This is a genomic window from Actinoplanes sandaracinus (assembly GCF_030009775.1).
GTDB classification, from domain to species: domain Bacteria; phylum Actinomycetota; class Actinomycetes; order Mycobacteriales; family Micromonosporaceae; genus Actinoplanes; species Actinoplanes sandaracinus.
Genome location: NZ_JASCTH010000056.1, coordinates 1 through 23,872 on the forward strand (window position 1 = coordinate 1; position 23,872 = coordinate 23,872).

The following is a 23,872-nucleotide window of genomic DNA, read 5'->3' on the forward strand; positions in this document are numbered from 1 at the left end:
CAGGACAATCCGAAGCCCCACCAACCACGCTCGCTCAGCGTTTACGCCGCGAGCCGATCCACTACTGCCAGAACAACTCCAACAGCTACAAAAATTACGCTGGACGACCAACACTCATGCAGGTAAGCGCGTTTGTAGGGCCCACCTTCGGCCTGGCCGACGGTGACCGAGCGTCATCCGGTGAGGAGGGCGCATCGGGCACCTATCGACGCTCGTTGTGGCGGTCGTGACGGACAGGGCGGAAGCGTTCGATGTGTTGGCGGGGTTCCGCGAGCAGTTCTACGGGTGCTTTGAACGGCGGGCGGATGCCTTGCTCGAGCTGACCGAGGCGCTGCTGTGCACCGAGGGGCCGGTCAAGTCGCTGGTCGGGTTGCCGCTGCCGCGAGCAGCGGACGGCCGCCTTGTCCTCGCAGTGGATGTCTCGCCGTGGTTGCGCCCGGACGGTAACTGCTGTCCGCAGCGGTCGTTCTGCCACACCTACGGGCGCGGCAAGGACGAACACCGGATGATCCCGGGCTGGCCGTACTCGATCATCGCCGCTCTGGAAACCGGCCGGACCTCCTGGACCGCCCTGCTCGACGCGGTCCGGCTACCGCCGGGCGCGGACGTCACCGCGATCACCTGCGCGCAGATCCGCCAGTTCGTCGACCGGCTCACCGCCGCCGGGCAGTGGCAGCCCGGAGACCGCGACATCCTGATCGTGCTCGACGCAGGCTACGAGGCCCCGCGTATCGCCTGGCTGCTGCGTGACCTACCGGTCGAGATCCTCGGCCGGATGCGCTCCGACCGGGTGCTGCGCCGAGCGACCCCGCCACGCGTCTACAGCCCCGAGGGCGGCCGGCCCGCCAAACACGGCGGCGAGTTCGTCTTCGGCGACCCCGCCACCTGGGAAACCGAGCAGGCAGTCACGCACACCGACACCCGGCTCTACGGCCAGGCCCGGGCGCAAGCGTGGGACCGGCTGCACCCGCGACTGACCCGCCGGGCGGCCTGGGTCGGCCACCACGAGCCGCTACCAATCATCGCGGGCACGGTCATCCGGCTCACCGTCGAGCACCTACCCAGCCGGGGCGAACCCAAGCCGGTGTGGCTGTGGTGGTCCAAGGTCGACGCCACCGCCGCTGACGTGGACCGGTGCTGGCAAGCGTTCTTGCGCCGCTTCGATATCGAACACACCTTCCGCATGATCAAGCAGACCTTGGGCTGGACCGCGCCGAAGCTGCGCGACCCGGCCGCGGCGGACCGGTGGACATGGCTGGTCTTGGCTGCGCATACTCAACTGCGCCTGGCTCGACCGCTCGCCCAGGACCTACGCCGGCCGTGGGAACGCCCCCGTGCCACCGGAGCGGCTCACCCCGGCCCGGGTACGACGGGGGTTTCGGAACCTGCGCACGACCAACGCCTCGCCAGCGCGTGCGCCCAAACCGGGCAAGCCCGGTCCCGGACGCCCGCCCGGCTCCCGCAACCGGCACACCGCTACCCGCTACGACGTGGGACTCATGCTGGTAACCGGACAGGCCCATCAACGACCGGCCCACCACAAGAAGGGCACCAAACCGCGCCGCACGGGATAAAGAACAAGGTGGGACGAGGAGGCTGTCGACGTCGAGCCGGGAGATCCTGGTTCGCCGGCCGCGCCGTCACTCGCGGGTGCGGACGGCATACGAGCGGGTCGCGACGGCCAGGGCCGTGGCCCAGGCGGTGAACTGGGCGATGCCGTACACGCCGGTCCAGGGGCTGAAGATCGCCTCCGGGGCGTCCCACTGCGCGAACGACAGGACCAACGCGAGCAGGGTGTAGCCCGCCAGCGCCACCGCCAGCCCGTACCCCGGCACGATGAGCAGCAGCCGCGGCACCCGCCGGCCCGCGAGTCCCGGCGCCCACCGCGGGAAGATCCGCCCCCAGGGCCGGATCAGGGCGAACGCCAGCACCGCCGGCAGCAGCGCCAGCGCGGTCAGCGTCCACAGGTAGGCGCCGCCCCCGCCGGCGTGCCACGCCGCGAACCGCCCGGCGTCGGCGAACAGGGGAACCCCGGCCGCCCAGATCCCGTGCAGCGGCATGAACCCGGCCGTCGCCGCCAGCGCGGCCACCCCGGCCGCCCGCACCGCCCGCCGCGACGGCGGCGGAACCTCGGGCTCGTTGATGATCACCGCCGTGTTCCTGATCTCCCCGTGTGTGCTCATAGGCGCATTCTGATGCGTGGAGCGTGGCGGCGGTGTCCCGAAACGGTGTCCGCCGTGTCCTGGCGGGTGCTGGGGCGACGTGCAGCGGCACCGGGCTGCCGTGAGGCGGGTCCGGTGCCGCTGTCGAGGCCGGCCGGGCGGGGTGACCGCGGCCGGCGACGGGAACGAGGTGGGGCCGCCTCGTTCCCCGTGCGACACTTCAGCACTGCGTGGACGGAGCCGTGCCACGCGGTCGGGTTGCGGGGGCCTCCGTTCTGCGATGGGGGACGGCGCTGTGAACCTGCAAGTGGGAGCGCTCCCACTTCACCGCACTGTAACAAAGATGAACGGCGCAGGGCAGGGTCAGGAGGTGGCCGCGCAGGTGATCGTGGGCGCGGCCGGGCCGCCCGAGGCGAGGAAGCCGAAACTCGTGCTGCCGCTCGCCGCCAGGCCGCCGTTGTAGGAGACGTTCGTGGCCTGGACCGTGTTGCCGTTGACGGTGAGGCCGGCGTTCCAGGCCTGCTGGATCGGCGGCGTGCCGGGGTAGGTGAGCGACACCGTCCAGCCCTTGATCGCCGCGCTGCCGGCAGTCACCTTGATCTCGCCCTGGAATCCGCCCTGCCACTGCGACGTGACCGTGTGGGTGGCGACGCAGGAGCCGGCCACCGGCGGTGTCGAGGTGCTCGGTGACACCGAAGTGGAGGGCGAGGACGGCGGGGGAGTGGTCGGCTCGGTCACGCCGCCGAAGTTGACGTCGCTGCAGAAGTAGTACGACTGGTCCGAGTGGCTGGCCTGCCAGATCGTGTAGACCATGGCCCGTCCGGAGCGGCCGGCCGCGCTCGCCGGGATGTCGATCTGCACACCGTTGGACAGTTGCCGGGTCCACTGTGCGGCGGGTGTGTTCGGCACCGTCTTGATCAGCTCCAGGTCCGACCACGTGAGTGGCGAGGTCACCGGGTCGTAGCCCGGTTTCGTGACGTAGACCCGGATGTAGTCGGCGCCGTGGCGGGCGCCGTCGAACAGCGACACCGTGAACGAGCCGCCGATCGACGTGGTCTTCCAGTTGCCGGCCGCGTCCATGGCGTTGTAGCGGCCGCTCTCGGTACGCCCGGCGCTGCACAACTGTCCGTCCGGGATGACGGTCTCGTGCCGCCCGGCCACGCCTTCCCGGAACAGGCCGTTCCAGTTCCACATGGCGTTCGGGTTGGCCTGCCAGGCCCGCCAGCACATCGGGTCCTCGGTCGCCATCGCCGGGTCCTGGAACCGGGAACCCCAGCGTTCGAAGCAGCCGTAGTTGCGGGAGGCGGGGCTGACGACGTTGCCGTGCGCGGCAGCCGGGCCGCTGTGCACGACGAGGACGGCGAAGGTCGCGGCCAGGGCGGCGACCAGGCCAGTGATCAGAGGTCTGAAGCGTACGGGTGAAAGCATCTGAACTCAGCACTCCGGAGCTCGGGACCGTCACGCGGAAACGCGACGGCCGCCTGCGGTGGACGGCGTGGAAGCTGCCCGGGCTTCCGCGCGCCGCGTGGCTCCGGCGGCAGTGCTGGCCACAGCCTCGCCCATTGATCGAGGCAAGTCAATGCGAAAATGAGGTGCCGCCGGATTCGGCCGTGCCTACGGTGTGGGGATGTCCCGCGAAGCCGCGCACGCCGCCGGCCTACTGACGCTGTTGTCCCACCCGGCCCGGTTGCGGGCGTTCGCCGAACTGGTTCGGCATGGGAAGGACGGCGTCACCATCTTCGAGATGTCCATCCACCTCGATCTGCCGAGACCCGAGGTCGCCGACCTGCTCGGCCGCCTGGTCGGCGCGGGGGTGGCGACCGGCACCGGCGACGGCTATTACCGCGCCCGCGACGGCGTGCTGCGCGAGGCGGCCCAGGCGCTCGGCCGAACCCAGCCGATCGCCCCGCTGCTGGCGGAGTACCCGCAGCTCAAGTCGTTCTTCTCGCACGGCCGGCTGACCAGCCTGCCGCCCACGCTCAGCGAGCGCTCGCAGCAGATCGCCGAGTTGTTCGCCCGCTTCATCGCGGTCGACGGCGTTCTCACCGAGGCGGAGGTCAACGACCGCATCGCGCCGGCCGCCGACGACGTGGCCGCGGTCCGCCGCATGCTGGTCGAGGCCGGCTGGCTGGAGCGCGACCGCGCCGGCACCTCCTACGGCTCGGCCCGCCCGCTCCCCACCCTGAGCAACGCCTAGCGAGGCGGTGACACCTGAGCGCCACAGCGGGTTGAGGCAGCGGTGGGCTGAGGCAGCACAGTGGGCTGAAGCGTCACGCGTGGGGGCCGTGTGCCGAACCGCGATCGGGTGGAGCCGGGGTGCGCCGCCCGATCGCGGTGGCCGGTGATGGTCAGTCGTGGGTGACGTCGAGGGCGGGCGCGGTGCGGGGGACCAGTGCGAGCATGGCGACCGCGAGGATCGCGGAGGCGACGCCGAGCACGCCCAGCGCCGGCCGGAGCCCGCCGACCACCCCGGCCATCCCCATGATCAGCATCGGGGAGAGGAACTGCCCGATGAACAGGGTGCCGGTGAAGAGACCGGTGCCCCGGCCGCGCTCGGCGAAGGTCAGCCCGTTGGTGGCCCAGGTCAGCAGGACCGGCAGGAGCAGGCCGGTGCCCGCCCCGGTGAGCACCGCGCCCACCGTGATCACCGGCACCGAGCCGCCGCCGGCCCCGATGGTCAGGAAGCCGGCGGCGGCCAGTCCGAAGGCGACGGGCAGCAACTCGCGCGGCGTACGGCCGGAGAGCCGGGCGAAGGAGCCGGCGGCGATCGCGGTGGCCAGCGACATGAGCGCGCTGAGCGCGCCGATGGTGGCGGTGGCGGTGACGCCGGCCTCGTCGAGCACGAACGAGAGCTCCACGATGAGCGCGTAGAAGATCACGCCGCCGGCCAGCGTGACCAGGCACGGAACCCGCAGCCGTCGCCAGGGGACCGGCGGCAGCGCGACACCGGTGGCGGTGCGGGCGGGCTGCCAGATCAGGAGCGCCATCGGTACGGCCAGCAGCGCCGCCACGAGGTAGAGCCAGAACGGGGTGCGCCAGCCGGACGAGCCGAGCGCCCCGCCGAGTCCGAGGAAGACGGTCGCCGACACCGAGGCGAGCAGTGTCTGCAGACCGAGGTACCGGCTGCGCCGCGGTCCCGACCAGTAGTCGGCGATCAGCGTGGTGCAGCAGGTCATGATCGCGGCCTCGCAGAGCCCGACCAGGACCCGGCTGCCGATGATCGCGCCGAGCGAGTTCAGGTAGAGCGGCGCCGTACCGAAGACGGTGTAACCGGCCATCGCGATGATCAGCACCCGTTTGCGGTCGATGGCGTCCGCGATGACGCCGGCGAACGGCGCGGTCAGGCCGATGATCAGGGCCGGCACGGTGAGGACGATCGGCACCAGGGTGGCGGCGCCGGGCACGCCGGCGAAGTGGCCGGTCATCTGGGGGAGAACCGGGGCGATGAGCACGGCGCCGAGGACGGAGAGGCAACTGCCGGCCAGCAGCAGCGCCAGCTGCGCCGGGCCGGCCTGCCGTACGGGCGTGGCGGTCTCGGGCATGGAAGGGCCCTTCTGAGTGAAGCCGGAAAGCCGGAGAAGTCGGGGAGGCCGGGTGGTCCAGGTCACACGCGGTGGCCCTGACTATGTGCGGCGGCCCGCCATCAGCGGAAGACGCATCCACTGATGGCAGCCATAACCCCGGCCGATGAGCCGTAGCCGGCGCGCGTGACGGCGGCGGAGATGAGACCGGTGAGCTACGGCCGGTGGGGTGGGCGCAACTCGGCGGCGGCCTCGGCCAGGATCTCTCGCAGCCACAGGTGAGCCGGGTCGTTGCGGTACATCGGGTTCCACCAGAAGGCCTCGGCGACCGGGACCACCTCGAACGGGCAGTCCAGGATCCGCACCCCGGAGACGGGCGCCAGCAGCCGGGCCAGCCGTTCCTGCAGCAGCGCCACCCGCCTGGTCCCGGCGACCAGGAACGGCATCTGCACGAACCCGTCGACGACCAGCTCCACCCGGGCTTCGATGCCGAGCATTCGCAACTGGCGCGACGCCGGGGCGAACGCGGTGGGCCGGTCGAAGATGACCACCCACGGCAGTTCGGCGAGCAGATCCATGGTGAGCGCGTCGCCGACGGCGGGGTTGTCGGCGGAGACGATGCACACCCAGCGATCGGTGTAGAGGTCCAGGTAGGGCAGGCCGGTGACGAAACCGTGCGGGATGAGCAGGCCGTCGGCGCTGCGCAGGGTGTCGGCGGCGTGGTCGACGTTGTACGGCGTGGTCTGCTCCAGCCGCAGCCGGGCGCCGGGCGCGCGCTCGGTGATCCGGCGGGCGATCAGCGGCCCCAGGACGGTCGACGCGTAGTCGGAGCTGACGATGGTGAACTCGCGCTCCAGCCCGGAGGGGTCGAACTCGGCCGTGGAGTCGAAGACTCGCCGCACCCCGGCCAGGGCGGGCCCGGTGAGCACGGCCACCCGGGCGGCGAGGGGGGTCAGGTCGTAACGGTTGCCGATCCGGACCAGCAGGGAGTCGTCGAAGTGGCGCCGCAGTCGCCCGAGCGCCCCACTGATCGCGGGCTGGCTGACGCCGAGCCGCTCCGCGGTGCGGGTCACGTTCCGCTCCCGCAGCAGGGTGTCGAGGGTGACGAGCAGGTTCAGGTCGAGATTCGCCAGCGCCCGGTCGACTGCCATGCCGCCCACTATAAGCCACGGCTATGGCGGCGATCACCAACTTGAGCTTCCCTGATGGCCCGGCCGGGCGAGACAGTGGTCCCAGTCACAGGGGTAACAGAGAGGAAACCGCCGTGCCAGCAGTTCGTCATGTTCTGGTCGTCGGTGGCGGCGCCGCCGGCGCCGCTGCGGCGATCCTGCTCGCCGAGGGCGGCGTATCGGTCGACCTCGTCGACCTCAAACCCGACGTGGCCGCGCTCGGCTCCGGCATCACGCTGCAGGGCAACGCGCTGCGGGTGCTGCGGCAGCTCGGCGTCTGGGACCAGGTGAAGGCCGAGGGCTACGGGTTCGACACGCTCGGGCTGCGGGCGCCCGACCCGGCCGGCGGCCTGATCGCCGAGCTCACCGACATCCGCACCGGCGGCCCGGACCTGCCCGCCACGCTCGGCATGTACCGGCCCGCGCTCGCCCGGATCCTGATCGACCGGGCTCTCCGCAGCGGCGTGAAGATCCGTTTCGGGGTCGAACCGGTGGCCCTGGACGGTACGACCGTCACCTTCGACGACGGCTCCACCGAGACTTACGACCTGATCATCGGCGCCGACGGCCTCCGGTCGTGGACCAGGCGGCGGATCGGCATCGACGTCGAGCCGCAGCCGGTCGGCATGGGCATCTGGCGCGCCTTCACCGCACGGCCGGCGAGCGTCACCCGGACCGACCTCTACTACGGCGGGCCCGCCTACATCGCGGGTTACTGCCCGACCGGCCCGGACACGCTCTACGCCTATCTGGTCGAGGACGTGCGCGACCGGTCCGGTCTGACGCCGGACGAGGCGCTCGCGACGATGCGGGAGCTCGCCGGGGCCTACCACGGGCCGTGGGACGAGATCCGGGAGAGCCTGACCGACCCCGCCCGGGTCAACTACACCGCCTTCGAGAGCCATCTCGTCGACGGCCCCTGGAACCGCGGCGGCGTCGTGCTGATCGGCGACGCCGCGCACAGCTGCCCGCCCACCCTGGCCCAGGGCGCCGCCCAGGCCCTGGAGGACGCGTCCGTGCTGGCCGAGCTGCTGCTGCGCGAGGACGCGCTCACCGACGACCTGTGGCAGGAGTTCACCGGCCGCCGCCTGGACCGGGTCAGGACGGTCGTCGAGGCGTCCCTGCAACTGACCCGCTGGCAGCTCGCCCACGAGCGCGGCGACGTCCCCGGCCTGATGGCCCTCGTCGCCCACCTGGTCGAGACGCCGGCGTGAAAGGAAACCCGATGAACGACGAACGACTGATCACCCACCTGCGGCACGTCGACCTTGCCGTGCCGGACTACGGCCGGCAGCTCGACTTCTACACCACCATGTGGGGCCTGGACGCCGAGACCACCGACGACGGCATCGCGTTCCTCGCCGCGGCCGGCTCGCCCGAGCAGTACTCGGTACGGCTGCGCAAGGCCGCCGAGAAGCGGCTCGACCTGATCGCGTTCGGCGCGGCGGACGAGGCCGGCGTGAACGCGCTCGCCGAACGTCTCGGCCGGGCCGGCATCACGCTGATCAGCGAGCCGGACAGGCTGAGGACCCCGGGCGGCGGGTACGGCTTCCGCTTCTTCGACCTCGACGGCCGTACCGTCGAGGTGTCCTGCGACGTGGCCGTCCGGCAGCACCGCAAGCTGGAGGAGGGCGAGTCCGTCCCGGTCAAGCTCTCACACGTGGTGATCAACTCGCCGAACCCGGAGGCGACCGTCGCCTTCTACGAGCGGCACCTGAACTTCGGGCTCTCGGACACCCTGATGCACCCGCGGATGGGCTCGATGATGTGGTTCCTGCGGACCAACCGCTGGCACCACAGCCTCGCGATCGCCCGCGGCCCGCACGTCTCGCTGCACCACGCGTCGTTCGAGATGCGCGGCATCGACGAGTACATGCGCGGCACCGGCCGGCTGCTTCGTGGCGGCGTCGAGAAGGTGTGGGGCCCGGGCCGGCACATGGCCGGGAACAACACCTTCAGCTACTTCCTCGACCCGCACGGCAACACCGTCGAGTACACCACCGAGCTGGAGGAACTCGACGAGGACACCTGGCACCCGCACCTCTACGACTTCTCCGACCCGGCGGTCAGCGATCGGTGGGGGACCGCGAATCCGATGACCGAGTTCGTCGCCAGGCAGTCCTTCAACCACGTCGACCGCGGCGTCTTCGTCGCCCCGCCGGTATGAGGCTGGCGACCTTCCGGCACCAGGGCCGGGACCGGACGGGCCGGATCGACGGCGAGCAGGTGCGCCCGTTCGCGGGGGAGCCCACCATGCTGGAGATCATCTCCGGTGGCGTCCCGGAGGCGAGCGCGGAGCCCGTACCGCTGAAGGAGGTTCGGCTTCTCGCGCCGCTGCGGCCGAGGTCTCTGCGCGACTTCGTCGCGTTCGAGGAGCACGTCGACGGGGTTCGGCGCAGCATCGACGGCTCCGGCGGCGTGCCGGACGCGTGGTACGACGCCCCGACGTTCTACTTCACCAACCCGCACCGGATCTACGGGCCGGACGACGACGTCCCGTTCCCGGCGAGGTCGGTGAACCGGGACTTCGAGCTGGAGGTGGCCGCGATCGCCGGCCCCGGCGCCACCGTCTTCGGCTACACCGTCCTCAACGACTGGTCCGCCCGTGACCTGCAGAAACGTGAGATGCAAGTGAACCTGGGTCCGGCCAAGGGCAAGGACTTCGCCAGCAGCCTCGGCCCCTGGATCGTCACCGCCGACGAACTGGAGGACCGCAGGGACGGCGACGGCTTCCTCGATCTGTGGTGTGACGTGACCGTCAACGGCGCCGAGGTCGGCCGTGACCTGCTCAGCAACATGGGATGGACCTTCGAGACCATGATCGCCTACGCCGCCCGGGACAGCCGGGTCGTGGCCGGCGACGTGCTCGGCTCCGGCACCGTCGGCAACGGCGGCTGCCTGGCCGAGCTCTGGGGCCGCAACGGCCGCCAGGATCCGCCGCCCCTGCGTGACGGCGACGTGGTCACCCTGACCGTCGAGGGCATCGGCAGCCTCACCAACCGGGTGGTGTCCGCCCCGGAGACCAGCGAACTCCCGCGTGTCCGCCGCCGTGACCCGGCGGCGGCCCGCAACGAAAGGCAGCGGTAGAGATGTTCGAGTACTTTCCCGGCAACTACGTCTGGAACCTGGGCGTCGTCGCGACCCTGAACAGCGGCGGCCTGATCGACGAGGTGGACCGCGCCTGCCGGCCGATCAAGGAGCTGGCCGCGCGGGGCTCGGACGTCGGCACCGCCGAGTTCATGGCGTCCTGGGCTCGCGTCGCCGAGGACCTGGCCACCCAGGCGGCGGCCGACGAGGCGGCCGGTAACACGCGGACCGCCGGGCAGAAGTACCAGCGGGCCACCAACTACCTGGCACAGGCCGAGCGCATGCAGAGCGCGAAGTCGCCCGATCGGCGGGCGTTCTACCAGCGGCTTCTCGACCTTCAGCAGAAGGCGTTCGACCTGATCGACCCGGCGACGACGCGGGTGGAGATCACCTTCGAGGGGGCGCTGCTGCCGGCGTACTTCAAGAAGGCCCCGGTCGACGGGCCGGCGCCGACGATCATCCTGTGGAACGGGCTCGACTCGACCAAGGAGCACATGTACGCCTCCGGCTTCGCGCACGAGCTGGCCGCCCGCGGCATCCACACGCTGATGGTCGACTGCCCCGGCAGCGGCGAGGCGCTGCGGTTCCTCGGCCTGACCAGCCGGATCGAGACCGAGGACTGGGCCGCCGCGTGCGTCGACCACCTGCTGGCCCGGGACGACGTCGACCCCGCGAGGATCGGCCTGATCGGGTGGTCGCTGGGCGGCTACTACGCGCCCCGGGCCGCCGCGTTCGAGAAACGGCTCGCGCTCTGCGTGGCGTGGGGCGCCAACCACGACTGGGGCGCGGTGCAGAAGCGCCGGCTGGAGCGCGAGGGCGAGAACCCGGTCCCGCACTACTGGGACCACGTGCTCTGGGTGTGGGGCGAGAACGACCTGGACACGTTCGTCAAGAAGGCCGAGGGGGTCAACCTCGACGGCGTGGCCGAGCGGATCACGGTGCCGTTCCTGATCTGCCACGGCGAGAACGACCGGCAGATCCCGCTGGAGTACGCACACCGCTCGTACCAGCAGGCCGTGCGTAGTCCCCGCCGGGAGTTGCGCGTCTTCACCGCGGCCGAGGGCGGCGCCGAGCACATCGGGCTCGACCACTTCGCGCACGTCCAGACGTACATCGCCGACTGGGTCCTCGATGTTCTCCAGAAGTGACCCGGAGGGCGCGATCGCGGCGGCCGCGAAACGCTGCTCCAACTGGGGGCGATGGGGCGCCGACGACGTACGCGGCACCATGAACTTCCTGACCGACGAGAAGCGCAGGCAGGCGGCGGCGCTGGTGCGCCGCGGCGTCTCGTTCTCGTTGTCGCAGTCGTTCGACGCGAACGGGCCGCAGAAGGGCTGGCGCCGGCGCACCAACCCGGTGCACACCATGCTCGACACCGGCACCGACGCGGCCGCCGGAGTGCAGGGCTTCCCGCACGGCATCGGCGGCGCCGACGACGTCATCGCCATGCCGTTGCAGTGCTCGACGCAATGGGACGGGCTGGGCCACATCTTCGATCACGGCGTCGCCTGGAACGGCCGCCCCGCCGGCGAGGTGGTCACCAGCCTCGGCGACGCCGTGACCGGCATCGAGACGGTCGCCGACGTGATCGCCGGGCGCGGGGTGCTGCTGGACTTCGGGGACCTCCCGGACGGCTTCGCCATCACTTCCGCTCATCTCGAGGAGAGGATCGACGCTCACGGATTGTCCGTGGGCCGAGGCGACATCGTCCTGGTACGCACCGGCCAGCTCGCCCGGGCACGGCGCGACGGCTGGGGCGATTACGCTGGAGGACCGGCCCCCGGGCTGTCGTTCACCACGGCCGACTGGCTGCACCGCACCGAGATCGCCGCGATCGCCACCGACACCTGGGGCTTCGAGGTGCGGCCGAACGAGTTCGACGACGCCTTCCAGCCGCTGCGCCAGGTCGCGATTCCGCACATCGGGCTGTTCCTGGGCGAGATGTGGGACCTCGACGCCCTGGCTGCCGACTGCGCTGCCGACGGCGTCCACGAGTTCTGGCTGACCGCGGCCCCGCTGCCGATCACCGGCGCGGTCGGCTCGCCGGTCAACCCGATCGCCGTGAAATGAGAGGTGGGGGCGTGTCCGTGGACACGCCCCCACCTCCGCGGAACTCAGGTGGTGGCGGCCACCGGCTCCGCTGCCGGGCGGCGCTTGGCCACCCAGCGTTCGAAGATCAGCGTGGTGAGCGGGGGGACCGACGCGGCGAGGCCGAACAGCACCCGCCACAGCGACCAGCGCTCGGCCCGCGCGACCCAGAGTGTCGCGATCAGGTAGGCGATGAACAGGGCGCCGTGCAGGCGGCCGAACAGCCAGACGCCGGCCTCGGTGGTCTCCGTGACGTACTTCAGGAACATGCCCACGAGCAGGCCGGTCCACGAGAAGGCCTCGGCGATCGCGGTGATCCTGAAGATCCGGTACGGGTGCACCCTTGTTCTCCTCTCACAGTGCTCCCGGGCAGCGTACGACCCGGAAGATGAACGTTTCCTGACAGCCGATCCGGAAGGATAATCAGGCCTTTATCGGGTATCTCGCCCTGGTCGCATCAACACCCGGCTGGGGGGGGGGGGGGGGGCGGCGGGCGGGGGGCGGGGGACGGGCCCCGCCCGGCAAAGAGGGGGGGCGCGGGCGCCGTCCCGCGGGCTGGGGGCCCCCGCCGGCCCCCAGCCGGAATCCGAGGGGGAGCCGTGCCGGACATCGTGGAGATCATCAAGGAGCAGCACCGCCAGGTCGACGAGCTGCTGACCCGGGCCGAGCAGGGGGACGCCGACAGCGCGGCCCTCATGCAGGAGGTCGCCCGGCTGCTGCTGCCGCACTCCGAGGCCGAGGAGAGTTTCGTCTATCCGGCGATTCGCGATCTCGCCGAGCGGCAGGGCGACGAGATCAAGGACGGTGTCGCGGAGCACCACCAGGTCGAGGAGATGCTGCAGAACCTGCTGCGCGGCAGCGCGGACGACCCCGGTTACGACGGCACCGTCGCGGCCATCGCCGGTGAGCTGCGCCACCACGTGCAGGAAGAGGAGGAGGAGCTCCTCCCGATCCTCACCGAGCGTCTCGGCGAGGCCGAGCGCGCGGAGATGGGCCGCCGCTTCATCGAGGCGACCACCGGATCGTGGCCGTCGCCGTCCGGCGAGGACCACGCGACCACCCGCAAGGAGCTCTACGACAAGGCCAGGGAGCAGGAGATTCCCGGCCGGTCCCGGATGAACAAGCAGGAACTGGCCGACGCGGTCGGCGAATCCTGACCGGGACACCGATACTGGGCAGGTGCCGGATCACTCTCTACCGGACCGGATGCGCCCGTGCCGCCGGTGCGGTCACCCCACCCGGGTCGACCGCATGGTGCAGGGTTACGGGCGCAACTGCGCCGCCCTGCTGGGCCTGATCGGCGGCACGGTCGACACCGGGCACTCCGGGCCCGACCTGCTCGATCTGATCGAGATGGAGCCGGAGGACAGCTGCGACGGATACGACCGTCCCGCCGACTCCGGGATCGCTATCGCTCGGCGACGCCGGCCAGGGTCAGGCGCTGTGCCGCGTCGCTGACCGGCTCGTCGCCGTCGTCCGGGCGCCACCGCGGGCTGTGGACCAGACCGGGTTCGACCAGCCGCCAGCCCTCGAAGAACCGTCCCACCCGGTCGGCGTCGCGCGGCACCAGCGGGGTGCCGGTGCGGTTGTAGAGGTCGGCCACCCGGTCCACCAGCGCCGGGTCGTCGCCGAAGGTGAGGTGCGAGATCGCCAGCACGCTGCCGGGCGGCGCCGCCTCCCGGTAGGCGTCCATGGCCGCGTCCAGGGCCGGGCCGTCCGGCAGGTAGTGCAGCACGGCGAGCATCAGGATGCCCACCGGCCGGCTCAGATCGAGCAGGTCGCGGACCGCGGGCTGGTGCAGGATCATCGCGGGCCGCTGGAGGTCGCCCTGGATCACCACGGTCCGCGGGTCGCCGTCGAGCAGGTGCCGGGTGTAGAGGACGGCGGTGGGGTCGATGTCGGCATAGGCCACCCGGCAGTCCTCCGCCGTGGACCGGGCCACCTGGTGCACGTTGTCCCCGGCGGGGATGCCGGAGCCGAGGTCGAGGAACTGCCGGATGCCGCGGGCGGTCGCGTACCGGACGGCGCGCCGCAGGAAGGCGCGGTTGGCGCGGGCGACCGACGGCGTCTCGGGCAGCAACTCGACGGCACGGGCGGCGACGGCCCGGTCGGAGGCGAAATTGTGGCCGCCGCCCAGGTAGACGTCGTAGATGCGGGCCGCGCTCGGCCGGTTCGGATCGATCGGGGGCTGCGGAGTGCTCACGCCAGTGCTTTCCCTAAATCCACAACCTCATACCGAAATATCACGATAGAAGTAGCTTAAGGGTGGGGAGGCATCGGTGGAGTCAACCGGCATCCCGGGGCTTCTGCTCGACACCGCCCCGGACGCGATCATCGTGAGCCGCTCGGACGGCATCATCACCATGGCCAACCGCCGGGCCCACGACATGTTCGGCTACCCCGCCGAGCACCTGCTCGGGCGCGTCATCGAGGACCTGGTTCCGGAGGAGGAGCGGCCCGGGCATCCAGGACAGCGTCACGCGTACCTCTCCGGCGCCCATCCCCCGCTGCGCCGTCTGCCGCTGCGGGGTCTCCGCCGCGACGGCACCGTCTTCCCCGTCGAGGTCTCGCTGTCCGCGGTGGCCGCGCCCGACGGCGAGATGTACGTGACCGCGGTGCTGCGCGACGACACGGTGCAGCGGGAGGCCGCCCGTACCAGGTCGCTGCTCGCCTCGATCGTGCAGTCGTCGCACGACGCGATCGTCACCACCGACCTCGACGGCCGGGTGCTGTCCTGGAACCCGGGCGCCGAAGCCCTCTACGGGCACCCGGCCGCCGACATGATCGGCCGGTCGATCGACGGCATCATCCCGGAGGAGCGGCGCAGCGACGAGGAACAGTTGCGGAGGATGGTCCGGCTCGGTGGCCGGGTGGATCGTTACCGCAGCACCCGCCGGACCGCCGCGGACGACATCATCGCGGTCTCCACACTGGTCTCGCCGTTGCTCGACGAGCGCGGCACGATCGTCGGGACCACCAGCATCACCCGCGACATCAGCGACCGGGAGCGGGCCGAGGCGCGGGTGCAGGCGATCCTCGACGCCGCTCCGGACGCGGTCCTCGGCGTCGCCGAGTCCGGGGAGGTGGTGCTGGTCAACGCCGAGGCCGAGCGGCTGTTCGGCCTGCCCCGCCACGACCTGCTGCACATGTCGGTGAAGTCGCTGCTGCTGGACGGCCTGCCCGCGGTCTCGGCGGTGCTGCGCACCGGCGGGGACAGCACGCCGCTGGACTCCCAGCGCAGTCAGGACGAGCCCGACCAGCGCTGGGCCACCCGCCGGGCGGTGGGCCGGGGCGGCCGGGAGATCCCGGTCGACATCGCCTGCAGTGCCCTGCACACCGACAGCGGGGTGGTGGTCGTGGCCGTGGTCCGGGACGTCACCGAACGTCTCGCCGCCGAGGAGGAACGCCGCCGCCTGCACGAGGAGGCCGACCGGCAGCGCCTGGAGGCCCGGATCCAGCAGGCACAGCGGCTGGAGAGCCTGGGCCAGCTCGCCGGCGGCATCGCCCACGACTTCAACAACCTGCTCGCGGTGATCCTCAACTACGCGTCGTTCATCGTCGAGGACGCCGCCGGCACGCCGCCCGCGGTGGACGCCGAGCAGATCGCCCGGGCCGCCCGGCGCGGCAGCGACCTCACCCATCAACTGCTCGCCTTCGCCCGCCGGGAGGTGATCCGGCCCCGCCCGCTCAACCTGAACACCGTGGTCACCGAGGTGCACCAGATGCTGATGCGGTCGCTGGGCGAGCACATCGCGCTGACCGTCCTGACCACCGCCGGGCTGCCGTCGGTGATGGCCGACCCCGGCCAACTGGAACAGGTCCTGGTCAACCTGGCGGTCAACGCCCGCGACGCGATGCCCACCGGCGGCCGGCTGACCATCGACACCGCGCTGGTGGACGTCGACGCCGAGCACGCCGCCGCCCGGTCCGGCCTCAGCGCCGGCCGTTACGTGCGGCTGCGTGTCTCCGACACCGGCACGGGCATGCCCCGGGAGGTGATCGCCAAGGCGTTCGAGCCGTTCTTCACCACCAAGCCCAGCGGCCAGGGCACCGGGCTCGGGCTGGCCACCGTCTACGGCATCATCACCCAGGCCGGCGGGACCGTGCAGATCTACTCCGAGCCGGGCGTCGGCACCACGTTCACGATCCTGCTGCCGGCCACCGACGTGGAGGCCACCGCGAACGCGCCGGAGGACACCGCGGCGGGGCTCACCGGGCACGGCGCGACCGTGCTGGTGGTCGAGGACGAGAGCGCGCTGCGCGAGGTGACCTGCCGGATCCTCACGCGGGGCGGCTACACCGTCCTGGCGGCGGACGGCGGGGACGAGGCGCTGCGGCTGGCCGCCGAGAACCCCGTCGACGTGCTGCTCACCGATGTGATCATGCCCAACATGCTGGGCCGGGACCTGGCCGAGGCGGTCCGCTCACGGTGGCCGGGCACCAAGGTCCTCTTCATGTCGGGGTACGCCCAGCCGGTCCTCACCACCCACGGCACCCTCTCCGCCGACGTGCACCTGCTGGAGAAGCCCTTCACCAGTGCCGAGCTGATGCGCGCCCTGCACGACGAACTCCGGGCCAAGCCCTGAGGATCCTCCGGCACGTATCGCCACACTCTCGCTTCTCAGCCACACCCTCGCTTCTCAGCCGCCGCCTCGCTTCTCAGCCGCCGCCTCGCTTCTCAGCCGCCGCCTCGCTTCTCAGCCGCCGCTGAGGACCAGCCCGACGCAGCCGCAGACCACTAGGGCCACCGCCAGCACCAGCAGCGCCGCCGCGGCCGCCGCGCCCGGATAGCGCTGCGGGGGAGCGCCGATGGCCCCGCGCAGGAACGACAGCAGCGGGGCGCGGTACTCCAGTTCCACGGTGTGGCCCGGCACCGCGATCACGGTGGTGTCGGCCGCGCCGATCCGGGACGGGAGCAGGTAGGGCACGTGGACGTGCACGTGGTGCTCGCCCAGCGCCACCGACTGCACCACCCGCCCCCAGTACGCCGGGACACCCTGCCCGTCGATCTCCAGCACCGGGGTGTAGAGCCGCAGCAGGAAGGCGAACGGCGCGTACCGCATGGTCACCGCGATCGCCGAGCCGCCGTCACGGCGCGACGTATCGACCGGCGGGAACCCGGGCGAGAAGGGCTGATAGGGCGGCGCGATGGTGGCCATGGCCCGGGCAGGATATGCCGGAGGGGGACCCGGGGAAAAGACCGCGCCCGTCCTATGTGGCTCGGTGGCGATCAGCGAGTGGCGCCCCGCGGTCCCTCTGGCGGCACTACGATCTCGTTCAGGCGGAATGCCGGGACAGACTCGGCGACCGGTCCCACGACCTTGCACGATAGCCGTACCGTCGTGGGCGCCATCGCGTGTACCAGCGGTTTCTCAGCGTTCGTTCAGCGGGCGTTGCTAGTTTTCGCCAGGCACGTTTTCGAAGCGGGAGAAACATCGTGGTCTTCAAGAAACTGCTCGGTGCCCTCGGTGTGGGCGGCCCGAGCGTGGACACTGTGCTGTCCAACCCCAGCACCTATCCGGGTGCCCCCCTGACCGGTCAGGTCAACCTGGTCGGCGGCACGCAGGACGCGGCCATCGAGCACATCACCCTCGGCCTCGTCACCCGGATGGAGGTGGAGGGCGGCGGCGGCGACTACTCGGCCGTCAGCGATTTCCTCCGCATCCCGGTGACCGGCCCGATGCGTCTCGCCGCCGGCCAGCAGTTGTCGATCCCGTTCCGGATCGACATGCCGTGGGAGACGCCGATCACCACGGTCTACGGGCAGACGCTGCGTGGCATGGTGATGGGCGTGCGCACCGAGCTGGCGATCGCCCGGGCGATCGACAAGGGCGACCTGGACGCGGTGCACGTGCACCCGCTGCCCATCCAGCAGCGCATCCTGGACGCGTTCGCCCAGCTCGGCTTCCGGTTCAAGTCGGCCGACCTGGAGTACGGGCAGATCTACGGCGTCCACCAGACTCTCCCGTTCTACCAGGAGATCGAGTACTTCCCGCCGCAGCAGTACGCGGCGGCCGGCATCAACGAGGTCGAGCTGACCTTCGTGACCAGCCCGCACCAGGTCGAGGTGGTGCTCGAGTTCGACAAGCGCGGCGGACTGTTCACCCAGGGGCACGACACCTACGGGCGCTACACCGTCTCGCACGCCGACGCCGACACCACCGACTGGCGTCAGGTCGTCGAGGGCTGGGTGCGCCAGGCGGTCGACCGCCGCAAGTCGGCGCCCGGCTTCGGCGCTCCGGCCGGTTACGGCTATGGGCACCCGCAGCAGGGTCACGGCCACCACGGCCACTACCGGCGCGGTCACCACGGCTCGGGCATGGGCGGCGCCGCGATGGGTGTCGCGGGCGGTCTGGCGGCCGGTTACCTGGCCGGTGAGGCGATCGACGAGGTCGGCGACGCCTTCGAGGGCTTCGAGGAGTAAAACTCCTGATCACAGGGGCGAGGGCGGTGGCCCTCGCCCCTTTTTCCTTCCTTATTTCCCACTCACTCTATGGGAAATGTATGTGACCTGGCTCACAAAATGGCTGACGTGGAGTGCCCGGCGACTTACGTTGCTGACATGAACCGAAGCAAGCGCCTGACGCGGCGCCGCTTCGTCGACTATCTCCGGGTGTGCACCTGCGCCTGTTGAGTCAGACGGCGAAGTCCCGCCGCCCTCTTCAGTAGCCACCACCGGACATCGTCGCCCGGTCCTCTCGAAAAACCGTCGCCGGCGGCGTTCCGCCGGCGCGCTGAACCCTGCCTGTGAACGCCGACGGCCACACCCGGCCGCCCGGCCGATGACACGTACCCCCGCACGGTCGATGACACCGGCCACCGAAGGAGTCTCCCGATGACAACCCGCAGATCCGCGATAGCAGCCTTACTGACCCTCACCACACTCGCCGCTTGCGGCGGCCCCGGGAGCGCCGCCGCGAGCGGCGAACAGGTGAAGGAACTGCGCTACCAGGGCTGGGTGGGTGCCGTCACGCCGGCGGAACTCGCCGAGAGCCTCGGCTACCTCGGCGACGTCAAACTCAAGTGGATCGGCAACACGATCAGCGGTCCGCAGGACATCCAGGCCGCGACCACCGGCGACACCGACTTCGGCGGCGCGTTCAACGGCGCGATCGTGAAGCTCAAGGTGTCGAAGGCCCCGATCACCGCGGTGGTCAGCTACTACGGCTCCGACAAGGGCAACTACAGCGGCTTCTTCGTGCTGGAGAACAGCCCGGTCAAGTCGGCCAGGGACCTGATCGGCAAGAAGATCGGCGTCAACACGCTGGGCGCGCACTCCGAGGCGATCACCAAGACCTACCTGACCCGGGCCGGCCTCACGCCCGAGGAGATCAAGCAGGTCGAGCTGATCGTGGTGCCGCCGGTCAACACCGAGCAGTCGCTGCGGGCCGGGCAGATCGACGTGGCGGCGCTCAGCGGCACCTTGCGTGACGTCGCCATCGAGCACGGCGGCATCCGCCCGCTCTACACCGACGTCGACCTGCTCGGCGACTTCAACGGCGGCAGCTACGTGCTGCGCGACGACTTCATCAAGAAGAACCCGGACACGGTACGCCGGTTCACCACCGCGGTGGCCAAGGCCGTCGACTGGTCCCGGGACCAGCCGGTCGAGACGGTCCGCGCCAAGTTCGAGGAGATCATCGCCAAGCGCGGCCGCAACGAGGACACCAAGCAGGTCAAGTTCTGGAAGAGCTACGGCGTCGTGAGCCCGGGCGGCAAGATCGCCGACACCGACTTCAGCGTCTGGATCGACTGGCTGAACGGCACCGGCGAGCTGAAGAAGAACGACCTGAAGCCGGCCGACCTCTACACCAACGACTACAACGACCTGGCCAAGGGCGGTGCCGCCGGATGAGCACGCCGAAGATCCGGTTCGAGAACGTCGGCAAGACCTTCCGGGCCCGCGGCGCCACGGTCACCGCGCTGCGGGACATCAACCTCGACGTACGGGCCGGCGAGTTCCTGGTCATCGTCGGGCCCAGCGGTTGCGGCAAGTCCACCCTGCTCGACCTGGCCGGCGGCCTCGCCGAGCAGACCAGCGGCCGGATCCTGGTCGACGACAAGCCGGTCACCGGCCCCGGCCTGGACCGCGGCATCGTCTTCCAGCAGTACGCCCTGCTGCCCTGGCGGACCGCGCAGGGCAACATCGAGTTCGGACTCGAGGCCAAGAACGTGCCACGGCGCGAACGTGCCGCGAAGGCCCGCGAATACCTCGACCTGGTCGGCCTCACCGGGTTCCAGGACCGGTACCCGCACGAGCTCTCCGGCGGCATGAAACAGCGGGTGGCGATCGCCCGCAGCCTCGCCTTCGACCCGGACGTGCTGCTGATGGACGAGCCGTTCGCCGCCCTCGACGCGCAGACCCGCGACGGACTGCAGGACGAGCTGCTGCGGATCTGGGAGAAGACCGGCAAGACGATCATCTTCATCACCCACGGCATCGAGGAGGCCGTCTACCTCGGTCAGCGGGTGGCCGTGATGACCTCCCGGCCGGGACGGATCAAGCAGATCGTCGACGTCGGCATCGACGCCCGCTCGGCCACCGAGGACCTGCGCTCCGACCCGCGATTCGCCCACTACCGGCACGAGATCTGGACGCTGCTGCGCGACGAGGTCAAGAGGGCGCGCAGCGAAGAGTTGGAGGGCACCCATGTCTAGCCTCACCGAGACTCCGCCCGCGGTGCGAACCGCCCCGGCCCGCCGGATCGCGGTCCCGGCCGTGCCGGCCTCGCCACCGCGCGGCCTGGGCCGGCGCATCGGGCGCATCACCGGCGCCGTGCTCACCCGGATCGTCGCGATCGCCGCGCTGGCCGTGATCTGGGAGGTGTTCCCCCGGCTCGAACTGGTCAACCCGGTCTTCCTGCCCCCGCTGACCGAAGTGCTCGCCGCCTGGAAGGACCTGCTGGTCAGCGGCGAACTCGGGAACCACACGTCGGCCAGCCTCGCCCGGTCGGCGGCCGGCTTCGGGCTCGCGATCGCCGCCGCCGTGCCGCTGGGCCTGCTGATCGGCTGGTACACGCCGGTGGCGAACCTGCTCAACCCGCTGCTGGAGGTGTTCCGCAACACCGCCGCCCTCGCCATCCTGCCGGTCTTCGTGCTGATCCTCGGTCTCGGCGAGACCTCCAAGGTCGCGATCATCTTCTACGGCTGCACCTGGCCGATCCTGCTCAACACGGTCAGCGGCGTCCGTACCGTCGACCCGCTGCTGATCAAATCGGCCCGCTCGCTCGGGCTCGGCCCGGTCCGCCTCTTCCAGAAGGTGGTGCTCCCGGCCGCCGTACCGACGATCTTCACCGGCATCCGGCTGGCCGGCTCCGCCTCGATCCTGATCCTGATCGCCGCCGAGATGGTCGGCGCCAAAGCCGGCCTCGGCTACCTCATCAACTACGCCCAGTACAACTTCGCCGTCCCCGACATGTACGCCGGAATCATCACCATCTCCGCGATCGGCCTGCTGGTGAACCAACTCCTCGTCGTCACCGAACGCCGCTTCTCGACCTGGCGCACCGCCAACTAGAAAGGGACCCTCCCATGAGCCTCACTGTCAGTCGCATCGGTGGCCGGATCGGAGCGGAGATCTCCGGCGTCGACCTCAAGCAGGACATCGACGACGTCACCGCCAAAGAGATCCACGACGCCCTGGTCGAGCACAAGGTGCTCGTCTTCCGCGGCCAGCACCTCGACGACGAGCAGCACCAGCGTTTCGCCTCGATCTTCGGCCCGCTGACCCTCGCCCACCCGACCGTGCCCTCCGTCGACGGTCAGGCCAACGTCCTCGAAGTCGCCGGCGCCGAGGGCGCCCGGGCCAACGCCTGGCACACCGACGTCACGTTCGTGGTCGCCCCGCCCAAGGCCACCACCCTGCGCAGCCTGGTCATCCCTTCCCACGGTGGCGACACCCTGTTCGCCGACACCGCCGCCGCCTACGCTGACCTGCCCGAGCACCTGCGCCTGTTCGCCGACCGGGCCTGGGCCGAGCACTCCAACTCCTACGACTACGCCGAACACCCGCAGTTCCGCTCCGCCGAGGTCGACGACTACCACAAGGTCTTCGTCTCCACCCGCTACCGCACCGCCCACCCGGTGGTCCGCGTCAACCCGGACACCGGCGTGCCGAACCTGTTCATCGGCAACTTCGTCACCGGCGTCCTCGGTCTGTCGAAGACCGAGTCCCGCGACGTCCTGCGGCTGCTCCAGCACTACGTGACCCGGCCGGAGAACACCCTGCGCCACCGGTGGCAGGTGGGCGACGTCGTCGTCTGGGACAACCGCAGCACCCAGCACTACGCCGCCGACGACTACGGCGACCAGGCCCGCAAGCTGCACCGGGTGACCGTGGCCGGCGACGTCCCGGTCAGCCTGGACGGCGCCAAGAGCTACCTCCTCGAAGGCGACGAGGCCACCCACTACACCCCGCAGGTGCAGTGATGTCCTCTTCCGAGAAGCGTCCCGGCCGGCTCCACCTCAACGCGTTCCTGATGAGCGTCGGCCACCACGAGGCCGCCTGGCGGCTTCCCGAGAGCGACCCCTACGCCGACCTCGACGTCGAGCACTTCAAGAACCTGGCCCGGATCGCCGAACGCGGCAAGCTCGACTCGCTGTTCCTCGCCGACGGGCCGGTCCTCTGGGACCAGGTCGGCCGCAGGCCCTCCGGCGTCCTCGAACCGACCGTGCTGCTCACCGCCCTCGCTGGGGCGACGTCACGGATCGGTCTGATCGCCACCGCGTCGACCACCTACAACGAGCCGTACAACCTGGCCCGCCGGTTCGCCTCGCTCGACGTCGTCAGCGGCGGCCGGGCCGGCTGGAACATCGTCACCACCGCTGGGCTCGACGCCGCCCGCAACTTCAACCTCGACCACCTGCCGGCACACAAGGAGCGGTACGAGCGGGCCGCCGAGTTCGTCGACGTGTCCCTCAAGCTGTGGGACTCGTGGGACGACGACGTCATCGTCGCCGACAAGGAGACCGGCGTCTGGGGCGACGACACCAGGATCTACCCGCCGGCGCACCAGGGCCGCTACTACTCGGTCGCCGGGGCGCTCAACGTCCCGCGCTCCGCGCAGGGACACCCGGTGCTGGTCCAGGCCGGCTCGTCGGAGAACGGCCGCAACTTCGCCGCCCGGTACGCCGAAGCCGTCTTCACCGCACACCAGACCCTGACCGACGCGCAGGAGTTCTACGACGACCTCAAGCGGCGTGCCGTCGAATTCGGGCGCGACCCCGACCACATCAAGGTCCTGCCCGGGATCGTGCCGATCATCGGCGCCACCCCGGCCGAGGCCCGCGCGCTGGAGGCCGAACTGGAGCGGCTGATCCGCCCCGAGTACGCCCTCGCCCAGCTCGCCGGCCTGCTCGGCATCGAGGCGTCGGAACTGTCCCTCGACGCGCCGCTGCCGGCCCACCTGCCGGAGGAGGAACAGATCGAGGGCGCCAAGAGCCGCCGCACCCTGGTCGTCAACCTCGGGCGCCGCGAGAACCTCACGGTCCGCGAGCTGATCGGCCGCCTCGGCGGCGGCCGCGGTCACCTCACCTTCAGCGGCACGGCCGTCCAGGTCGCCGACAAGATCGAGACGTGGTACGAGTCCGGCGCCGCCGACGGCTTCAACATCATGGCGCCGGTCCTGCCGTCGGGCCTCACGGCATTCGTCGACCAGGTGGTGCCGATCCTCCAGGAGCGGGGCCGGTTCCGCACCGAGTACACCGGCCGCACGCTGCGCGAACACTTCGGCCTGCCGCGTCCAGCCAACCGCAACACCACCGCCGCTACCGCAGACGCCGTCTTCCGCTGACAGCGCCCGCAGTGGCGGGGGTCGGGCACTCAAAACCCCCGCCCGGCCCGCGC

Annotated in this window: 23 protein-coding genes and 1 pseudogene; 17 read left to right on the forward strand and 7 right to left on the reverse strand. The window is 70.9% G+C overall.

Features of this window, described 5'->3' with window-relative positions:
• Together QLQ12_RS45240 and QLQ12_RS45245 are read left to right on the forward strand one after the other, a co-directional pair.
• The coding region (locus QLQ12_RS45240) for a hypothetical protein (RefSeq protein ID WP_282767269.1) at nucleotides 1–230 on the forward strand (230 nt) is incomplete at its 5' end.
• Nucleotides 218–1,574 (forward strand): annotated as a pseudogene (locus tag QLQ12_RS45245) (NF041680 family putative transposase). The gene QLQ12_RS45240 and the pseudogene QLQ12_RS45245, both read left to right, overlap by 13 nt.
• 66 nt (nucleotides 1,575–1,640) lie before the next feature.
• On the opposite strand, the gene QLQ12_RS45250 reads toward QLQ12_RS45245, so the two are convergent.
• Both QLQ12_RS45250 and QLQ12_RS45255 read right to left on the reverse strand, forming a co-directional pair.
• On the reverse strand, nucleotides 1,641–2,183 hold the full coding sequence (locus tag QLQ12_RS45250) for a hypothetical protein (protein ID WP_282767270.1): 543 nt from the start codon (nucleotides 2,181–2,183) through the stop codon (nucleotides 1,641–1,643).
• Nucleotides 2,184–2,525: 342 nt separating this feature from the next.
• Entirely contained in the window at nucleotides 2,526–3,590 is a 1,065-nt protein-coding gene (locus tag QLQ12_RS45255; protein WP_282767271.1) for a lytic polysaccharide monooxygenase auxiliary activity family 9 protein, read from the reverse strand.
• Nucleotides 3,591–3,789: 199 nt separating this feature from the next.
• On the opposite strand from QLQ12_RS45255, the gene QLQ12_RS45260 reads away from it, so the two are divergent.
• A complete protein-coding gene (locus QLQ12_RS45260) occupies nucleotides 3,790–4,359 on the forward strand; it encodes a DUF2087 domain-containing protein (RefSeq protein ID WP_282767272.1) in 570 nt (189 codons plus the stop codon).
• A gap of 151 nt (nucleotides 4,360–4,510) precedes the next feature.
• Here the strand turns inward: QLQ12_RS45260 and QLQ12_RS45265 are convergent, their stop codons facing one another.
• Both QLQ12_RS45265 and QLQ12_RS45270 read right to left on the reverse strand, forming a co-directional pair.
• A complete protein-coding gene (locus QLQ12_RS45265; protein WP_282767273.1) occupies nucleotides 4,511–5,704 on the reverse strand; it encodes an MFS transporter in 1,194 nt (397 codons plus the stop codon).
• A 194-nt stretch (nucleotides 5,705–5,898) separates the two neighbouring features.
• On the reverse strand, nucleotides 5,899–6,834 hold the full coding sequence (locus QLQ12_RS45270) for a LysR family transcriptional regulator (protein WP_282767274.1): 936 nt from the start codon (nucleotides 6,832–6,834) through the stop codon (nucleotides 5,899–5,901).
• A gap of 113 nt (nucleotides 6,835–6,947) precedes the next feature.
• Between QLQ12_RS45270 and QLQ12_RS45275 the strand changes: the two genes are divergently transcribed.
• The 5 genes from QLQ12_RS45275 to QLQ12_RS45295 are packed head-to-tail and all read left to right on the forward strand — an operon-like array spanning nucleotide 6,948 to nucleotide 12,009.
• Complete coding sequence (locus QLQ12_RS45275) at nucleotides 6,948–8,066, forward strand: FAD-dependent monooxygenase (RefSeq protein WP_282767275.1); 1,119 nt, start codon at nucleotides 6,948–6,950, stop codon at nucleotides 8,064–8,066.
• 11 nt (nucleotides 8,067–8,077) lie between these two features.
• Entirely contained in the window at nucleotides 8,078–9,019 is a 942-nt protein-coding gene (locus QLQ12_RS45280) for a VOC family protein (RefSeq protein WP_282767276.1), read from the forward strand.
• A complete protein-coding gene (locus tag QLQ12_RS45285; protein ID WP_282767277.1) occupies nucleotides 9,016–9,939 on the forward strand; it encodes a fumarylacetoacetate hydrolase family protein in 924 nt (307 codons plus the stop codon). The genes QLQ12_RS45280 and QLQ12_RS45285 overlap by 4 nt, the downstream gene beginning before the upstream one ends.
• A 2-nt stretch (nucleotides 9,940–9,941) precedes the next feature.
• A complete protein-coding gene (locus QLQ12_RS45290; protein WP_282767278.1) occupies nucleotides 9,942–11,087 on the forward strand; it encodes an alpha/beta hydrolase family protein in 1,146 nt (381 codons plus the stop codon).
• On the forward strand, nucleotides 11,071–12,009 hold the full coding sequence (locus QLQ12_RS45295; RefSeq protein WP_282767279.1) for a cyclase family protein: 939 nt from the start codon (nucleotides 11,071–11,073) through the stop codon (nucleotides 12,007–12,009). Before QLQ12_RS45290 ends, QLQ12_RS45295 begins: the two co-directional genes overlap by 17 nt.
• Before the next feature lie 44 nt (nucleotides 12,010–12,053).
• Here QLQ12_RS45295 and QLQ12_RS45300 read toward each other — a convergent pair whose 3' ends face one another.
• Nucleotides 12,054–12,368: a DUF3817 domain-containing protein gene (locus tag QLQ12_RS45300; RefSeq protein ID WP_282767280.1), complete on the reverse strand. Its 315-nt coding sequence runs from the start codon at nucleotides 12,366–12,368 to the stop codon at nucleotides 12,054–12,056.
• 258 nt (nucleotides 12,369–12,626) lie between these two features.
• Here QLQ12_RS45300 and QLQ12_RS45305 point away from each other — a divergent pair, with 258 nt between their 5' ends.
• Nucleotides 12,627–13,184: a hemerythrin domain-containing protein gene (locus QLQ12_RS45305; protein ID WP_282767281.1), complete on the forward strand. Its 558-nt coding sequence runs from the start codon at nucleotides 12,627–12,629 to the stop codon at nucleotides 13,182–13,184.
• 22 nt (nucleotides 13,185–13,206) lie between these two features.
• Nucleotides 13,207–13,485, forward strand: a complete 279-nt coding sequence (locus QLQ12_RS45310) for a hypothetical protein (RefSeq protein WP_282767282.1) — start codon at nucleotides 13,207–13,209, stop codon at nucleotides 13,483–13,485.
• Here QLQ12_RS45310 and QLQ12_RS45315 read toward each other — a convergent pair.
• The gene (locus QLQ12_RS45315) at nucleotides 13,436–14,230 is read right to left on the reverse strand and encodes an SAM-dependent methyltransferase (RefSeq protein ID WP_282767283.1); all 795 of its coding nucleotides are present in this window, start codon (nucleotides 14,228–14,230) and stop codon (nucleotides 13,436–13,438) included. The genes QLQ12_RS45310 and QLQ12_RS45315 overlap by 50 nt on opposite strands.
• Before the next feature lie 76 nt (nucleotides 14,231–14,306).
• On the opposite strand from QLQ12_RS45315, the gene QLQ12_RS45320 reads away from it, so the two are divergent.
• Nucleotides 14,307–16,613, forward strand: coding sequence for a PAS domain S-box protein (locus QLQ12_RS45320; RefSeq protein ID WP_282767284.1), 2,307 nt, complete (start codon nucleotides 14,307–14,309; stop codon nucleotides 16,611–16,613).
• 111 nt (nucleotides 16,614–16,724) lie between these two features.
• On the opposite strand, the gene QLQ12_RS45325 is transcribed toward QLQ12_RS45320, so the two are convergent.
• Nucleotides 16,725–17,186: a hypothetical protein gene (locus QLQ12_RS45325; protein WP_282767285.1), complete on the reverse strand. Its 462-nt coding sequence runs from the start codon at nucleotides 17,184–17,186 to the stop codon at nucleotides 16,725–16,727.
• A 278-nt stretch (nucleotides 17,187–17,464) separates the two neighbouring features.
• On the opposite strand from QLQ12_RS45325, the gene QLQ12_RS45330 reads away from it, so the two are divergent.
• The 6 genes from QLQ12_RS45330 to QLQ12_RS45355 all read left to right on the forward strand — a co-directional run bounded on the left by QLQ12_RS45330 (nucleotide 17,465) and on the right by QLQ12_RS45355 (nucleotide 23,819).
• A complete protein-coding gene (locus tag QLQ12_RS45330) occupies nucleotides 17,465–18,451 on the forward strand; it encodes a sporulation protein (RefSeq protein WP_282767286.1) in 987 nt (328 codons plus the stop codon).
• 411 nt (nucleotides 18,452–18,862) lie between these two features.
• Nucleotides 18,863–19,882, forward strand: a complete 1,020-nt coding sequence (locus tag QLQ12_RS45335) for an ABC transporter substrate-binding protein (RefSeq protein WP_282767287.1) — start codon at nucleotides 18,863–18,865, stop codon at nucleotides 19,880–19,882.
• Nucleotides 19,879–20,685 carry an ABC transporter ATP-binding protein gene (locus QLQ12_RS45340; protein WP_282767288.1) on the forward strand — a complete coding sequence of 269 codons (807 nt, stop codon included), beginning with the start codon at nucleotides 19,879–19,881 and terminating at the stop codon, nucleotides 20,683–20,685. Before QLQ12_RS45335 ends, QLQ12_RS45340 begins: the two co-directional genes overlap by 4 nt.
• Nucleotides 20,678–21,544 (forward strand): ABC transporter permease, encoded by an 867-nt coding sequence (locus QLQ12_RS45345; RefSeq protein ID WP_282767289.1) that lies wholly within the window; start codon nucleotides 20,678–20,680, stop codon nucleotides 21,542–21,544. Before QLQ12_RS45340 ends, QLQ12_RS45345 begins: the two co-directional genes overlap by 8 nt.
• Before the next feature lie 14 nt (nucleotides 21,545–21,558).
• Nucleotides 21,559–22,455, forward strand: a complete 897-nt coding sequence (locus tag QLQ12_RS45350; RefSeq protein WP_282767290.1) for a TauD/TfdA dioxygenase family protein — start codon at nucleotides 21,559–21,561, stop codon at nucleotides 22,453–22,455.
• Complete coding sequence (locus QLQ12_RS45355; protein WP_282767291.1) at nucleotides 22,455–23,819, forward strand: LLM class flavin-dependent oxidoreductase; 1,365 nt, start codon at nucleotides 22,455–22,457, stop codon at nucleotides 23,817–23,819. The genes QLQ12_RS45350 and QLQ12_RS45355 overlap by 1 nt, the downstream gene beginning before the upstream one ends.
• The last annotated feature ends 53 nt before the right edge of the window (nucleotides 23,820–23,872 follow it).

Excerpts from the sequence above, each read along its gene's own strand:
- QLQ12_RS45250 (WP_282767270.1), bottom strand. The coding sequence starts at position 2,183 with ATGAGCACACACGGGGAGATCAGGAACACGGCGGTGATCATCAACGAG.
- QLQ12_RS45255 (WP_282767271.1), bottom strand. The coding sequence starts at position 3,590 with ATGCTTTCACCCGTACGCTTCAGACCTCTGATCACTGGCCTGGTCGCC.
- QLQ12_RS45260 (WP_282767272.1), top strand. The coding sequence starts at position 3,790 with ATGTCCCGCGAAGCCGCGCACGCCGCCGGCCTACTGACGCTGTTGTCC.
- QLQ12_RS45265 (WP_282767273.1), bottom strand. The coding sequence starts at position 5,704 with ATGCCCGAGACCGCCACGCCCGTACGGCAGGCCGGCCCGGCGCAGCTG.
- QLQ12_RS45270 (WP_282767274.1), bottom strand. The coding sequence starts at position 6,834 with ATGGCAGTCGACCGGGCGCTGGCGAATCTCGACCTGAACCTGCTCGTC.
- QLQ12_RS45280 (WP_282767276.1), top strand. The coding sequence starts at position 8,078 with ATGAACGACGAACGACTGATCACCCACCTGCGGCACGTCGACCTTGCC.
- QLQ12_RS45285 (WP_282767277.1), top strand. The coding sequence starts at position 9,016 with ATGAGGCTGGCGACCTTCCGGCACCAGGGCCGGGACCGGACGGGCCGG.
- QLQ12_RS45290 (WP_282767278.1), top strand. The coding sequence starts at position 9,942 with ATGTTCGAGTACTTTCCCGGCAACTACGTCTGGAACCTGGGCGTCGTC.
- QLQ12_RS45295 (WP_282767279.1), top strand. The coding sequence starts at position 11,071 with ATGTTCTCCAGAAGTGACCCGGAGGGCGCGATCGCGGCGGCCGCGAAA.
- QLQ12_RS45325 (WP_282767285.1), bottom strand. The coding sequence starts at position 17,186 with ATGGCCACCATCGCGCCGCCCTATCAGCCCTTCTCGCCCGGGTTCCCG.
- QLQ12_RS45335 (WP_282767287.1), top strand. The coding sequence starts at position 18,863 with ATGACAACCCGCAGATCCGCGATAGCAGCCTTACTGACCCTCACCACA.
- QLQ12_RS45340 (WP_282767288.1), top strand. The coding sequence starts at position 19,879 with ATGAGCACGCCGAAGATCCGGTTCGAGAACGTCGGCAAGACCTTCCGG.
- QLQ12_RS45345 (WP_282767289.1), top strand. The coding sequence starts at position 20,678 with ATGTCTAGCCTCACCGAGACTCCGCCCGCGGTGCGAACCGCCCCGGCC.
- QLQ12_RS45350 (WP_282767290.1), top strand. The coding sequence starts at position 21,559 with ATGAGCCTCACTGTCAGTCGCATCGGTGGCCGGATCGGAGCGGAGATC.
- QLQ12_RS45355 (WP_282767291.1), top strand. The coding sequence starts at position 22,455 with ATGTCCTCTTCCGAGAAGCGTCCCGGCCGGCTCCACCTCAACGCGTTC.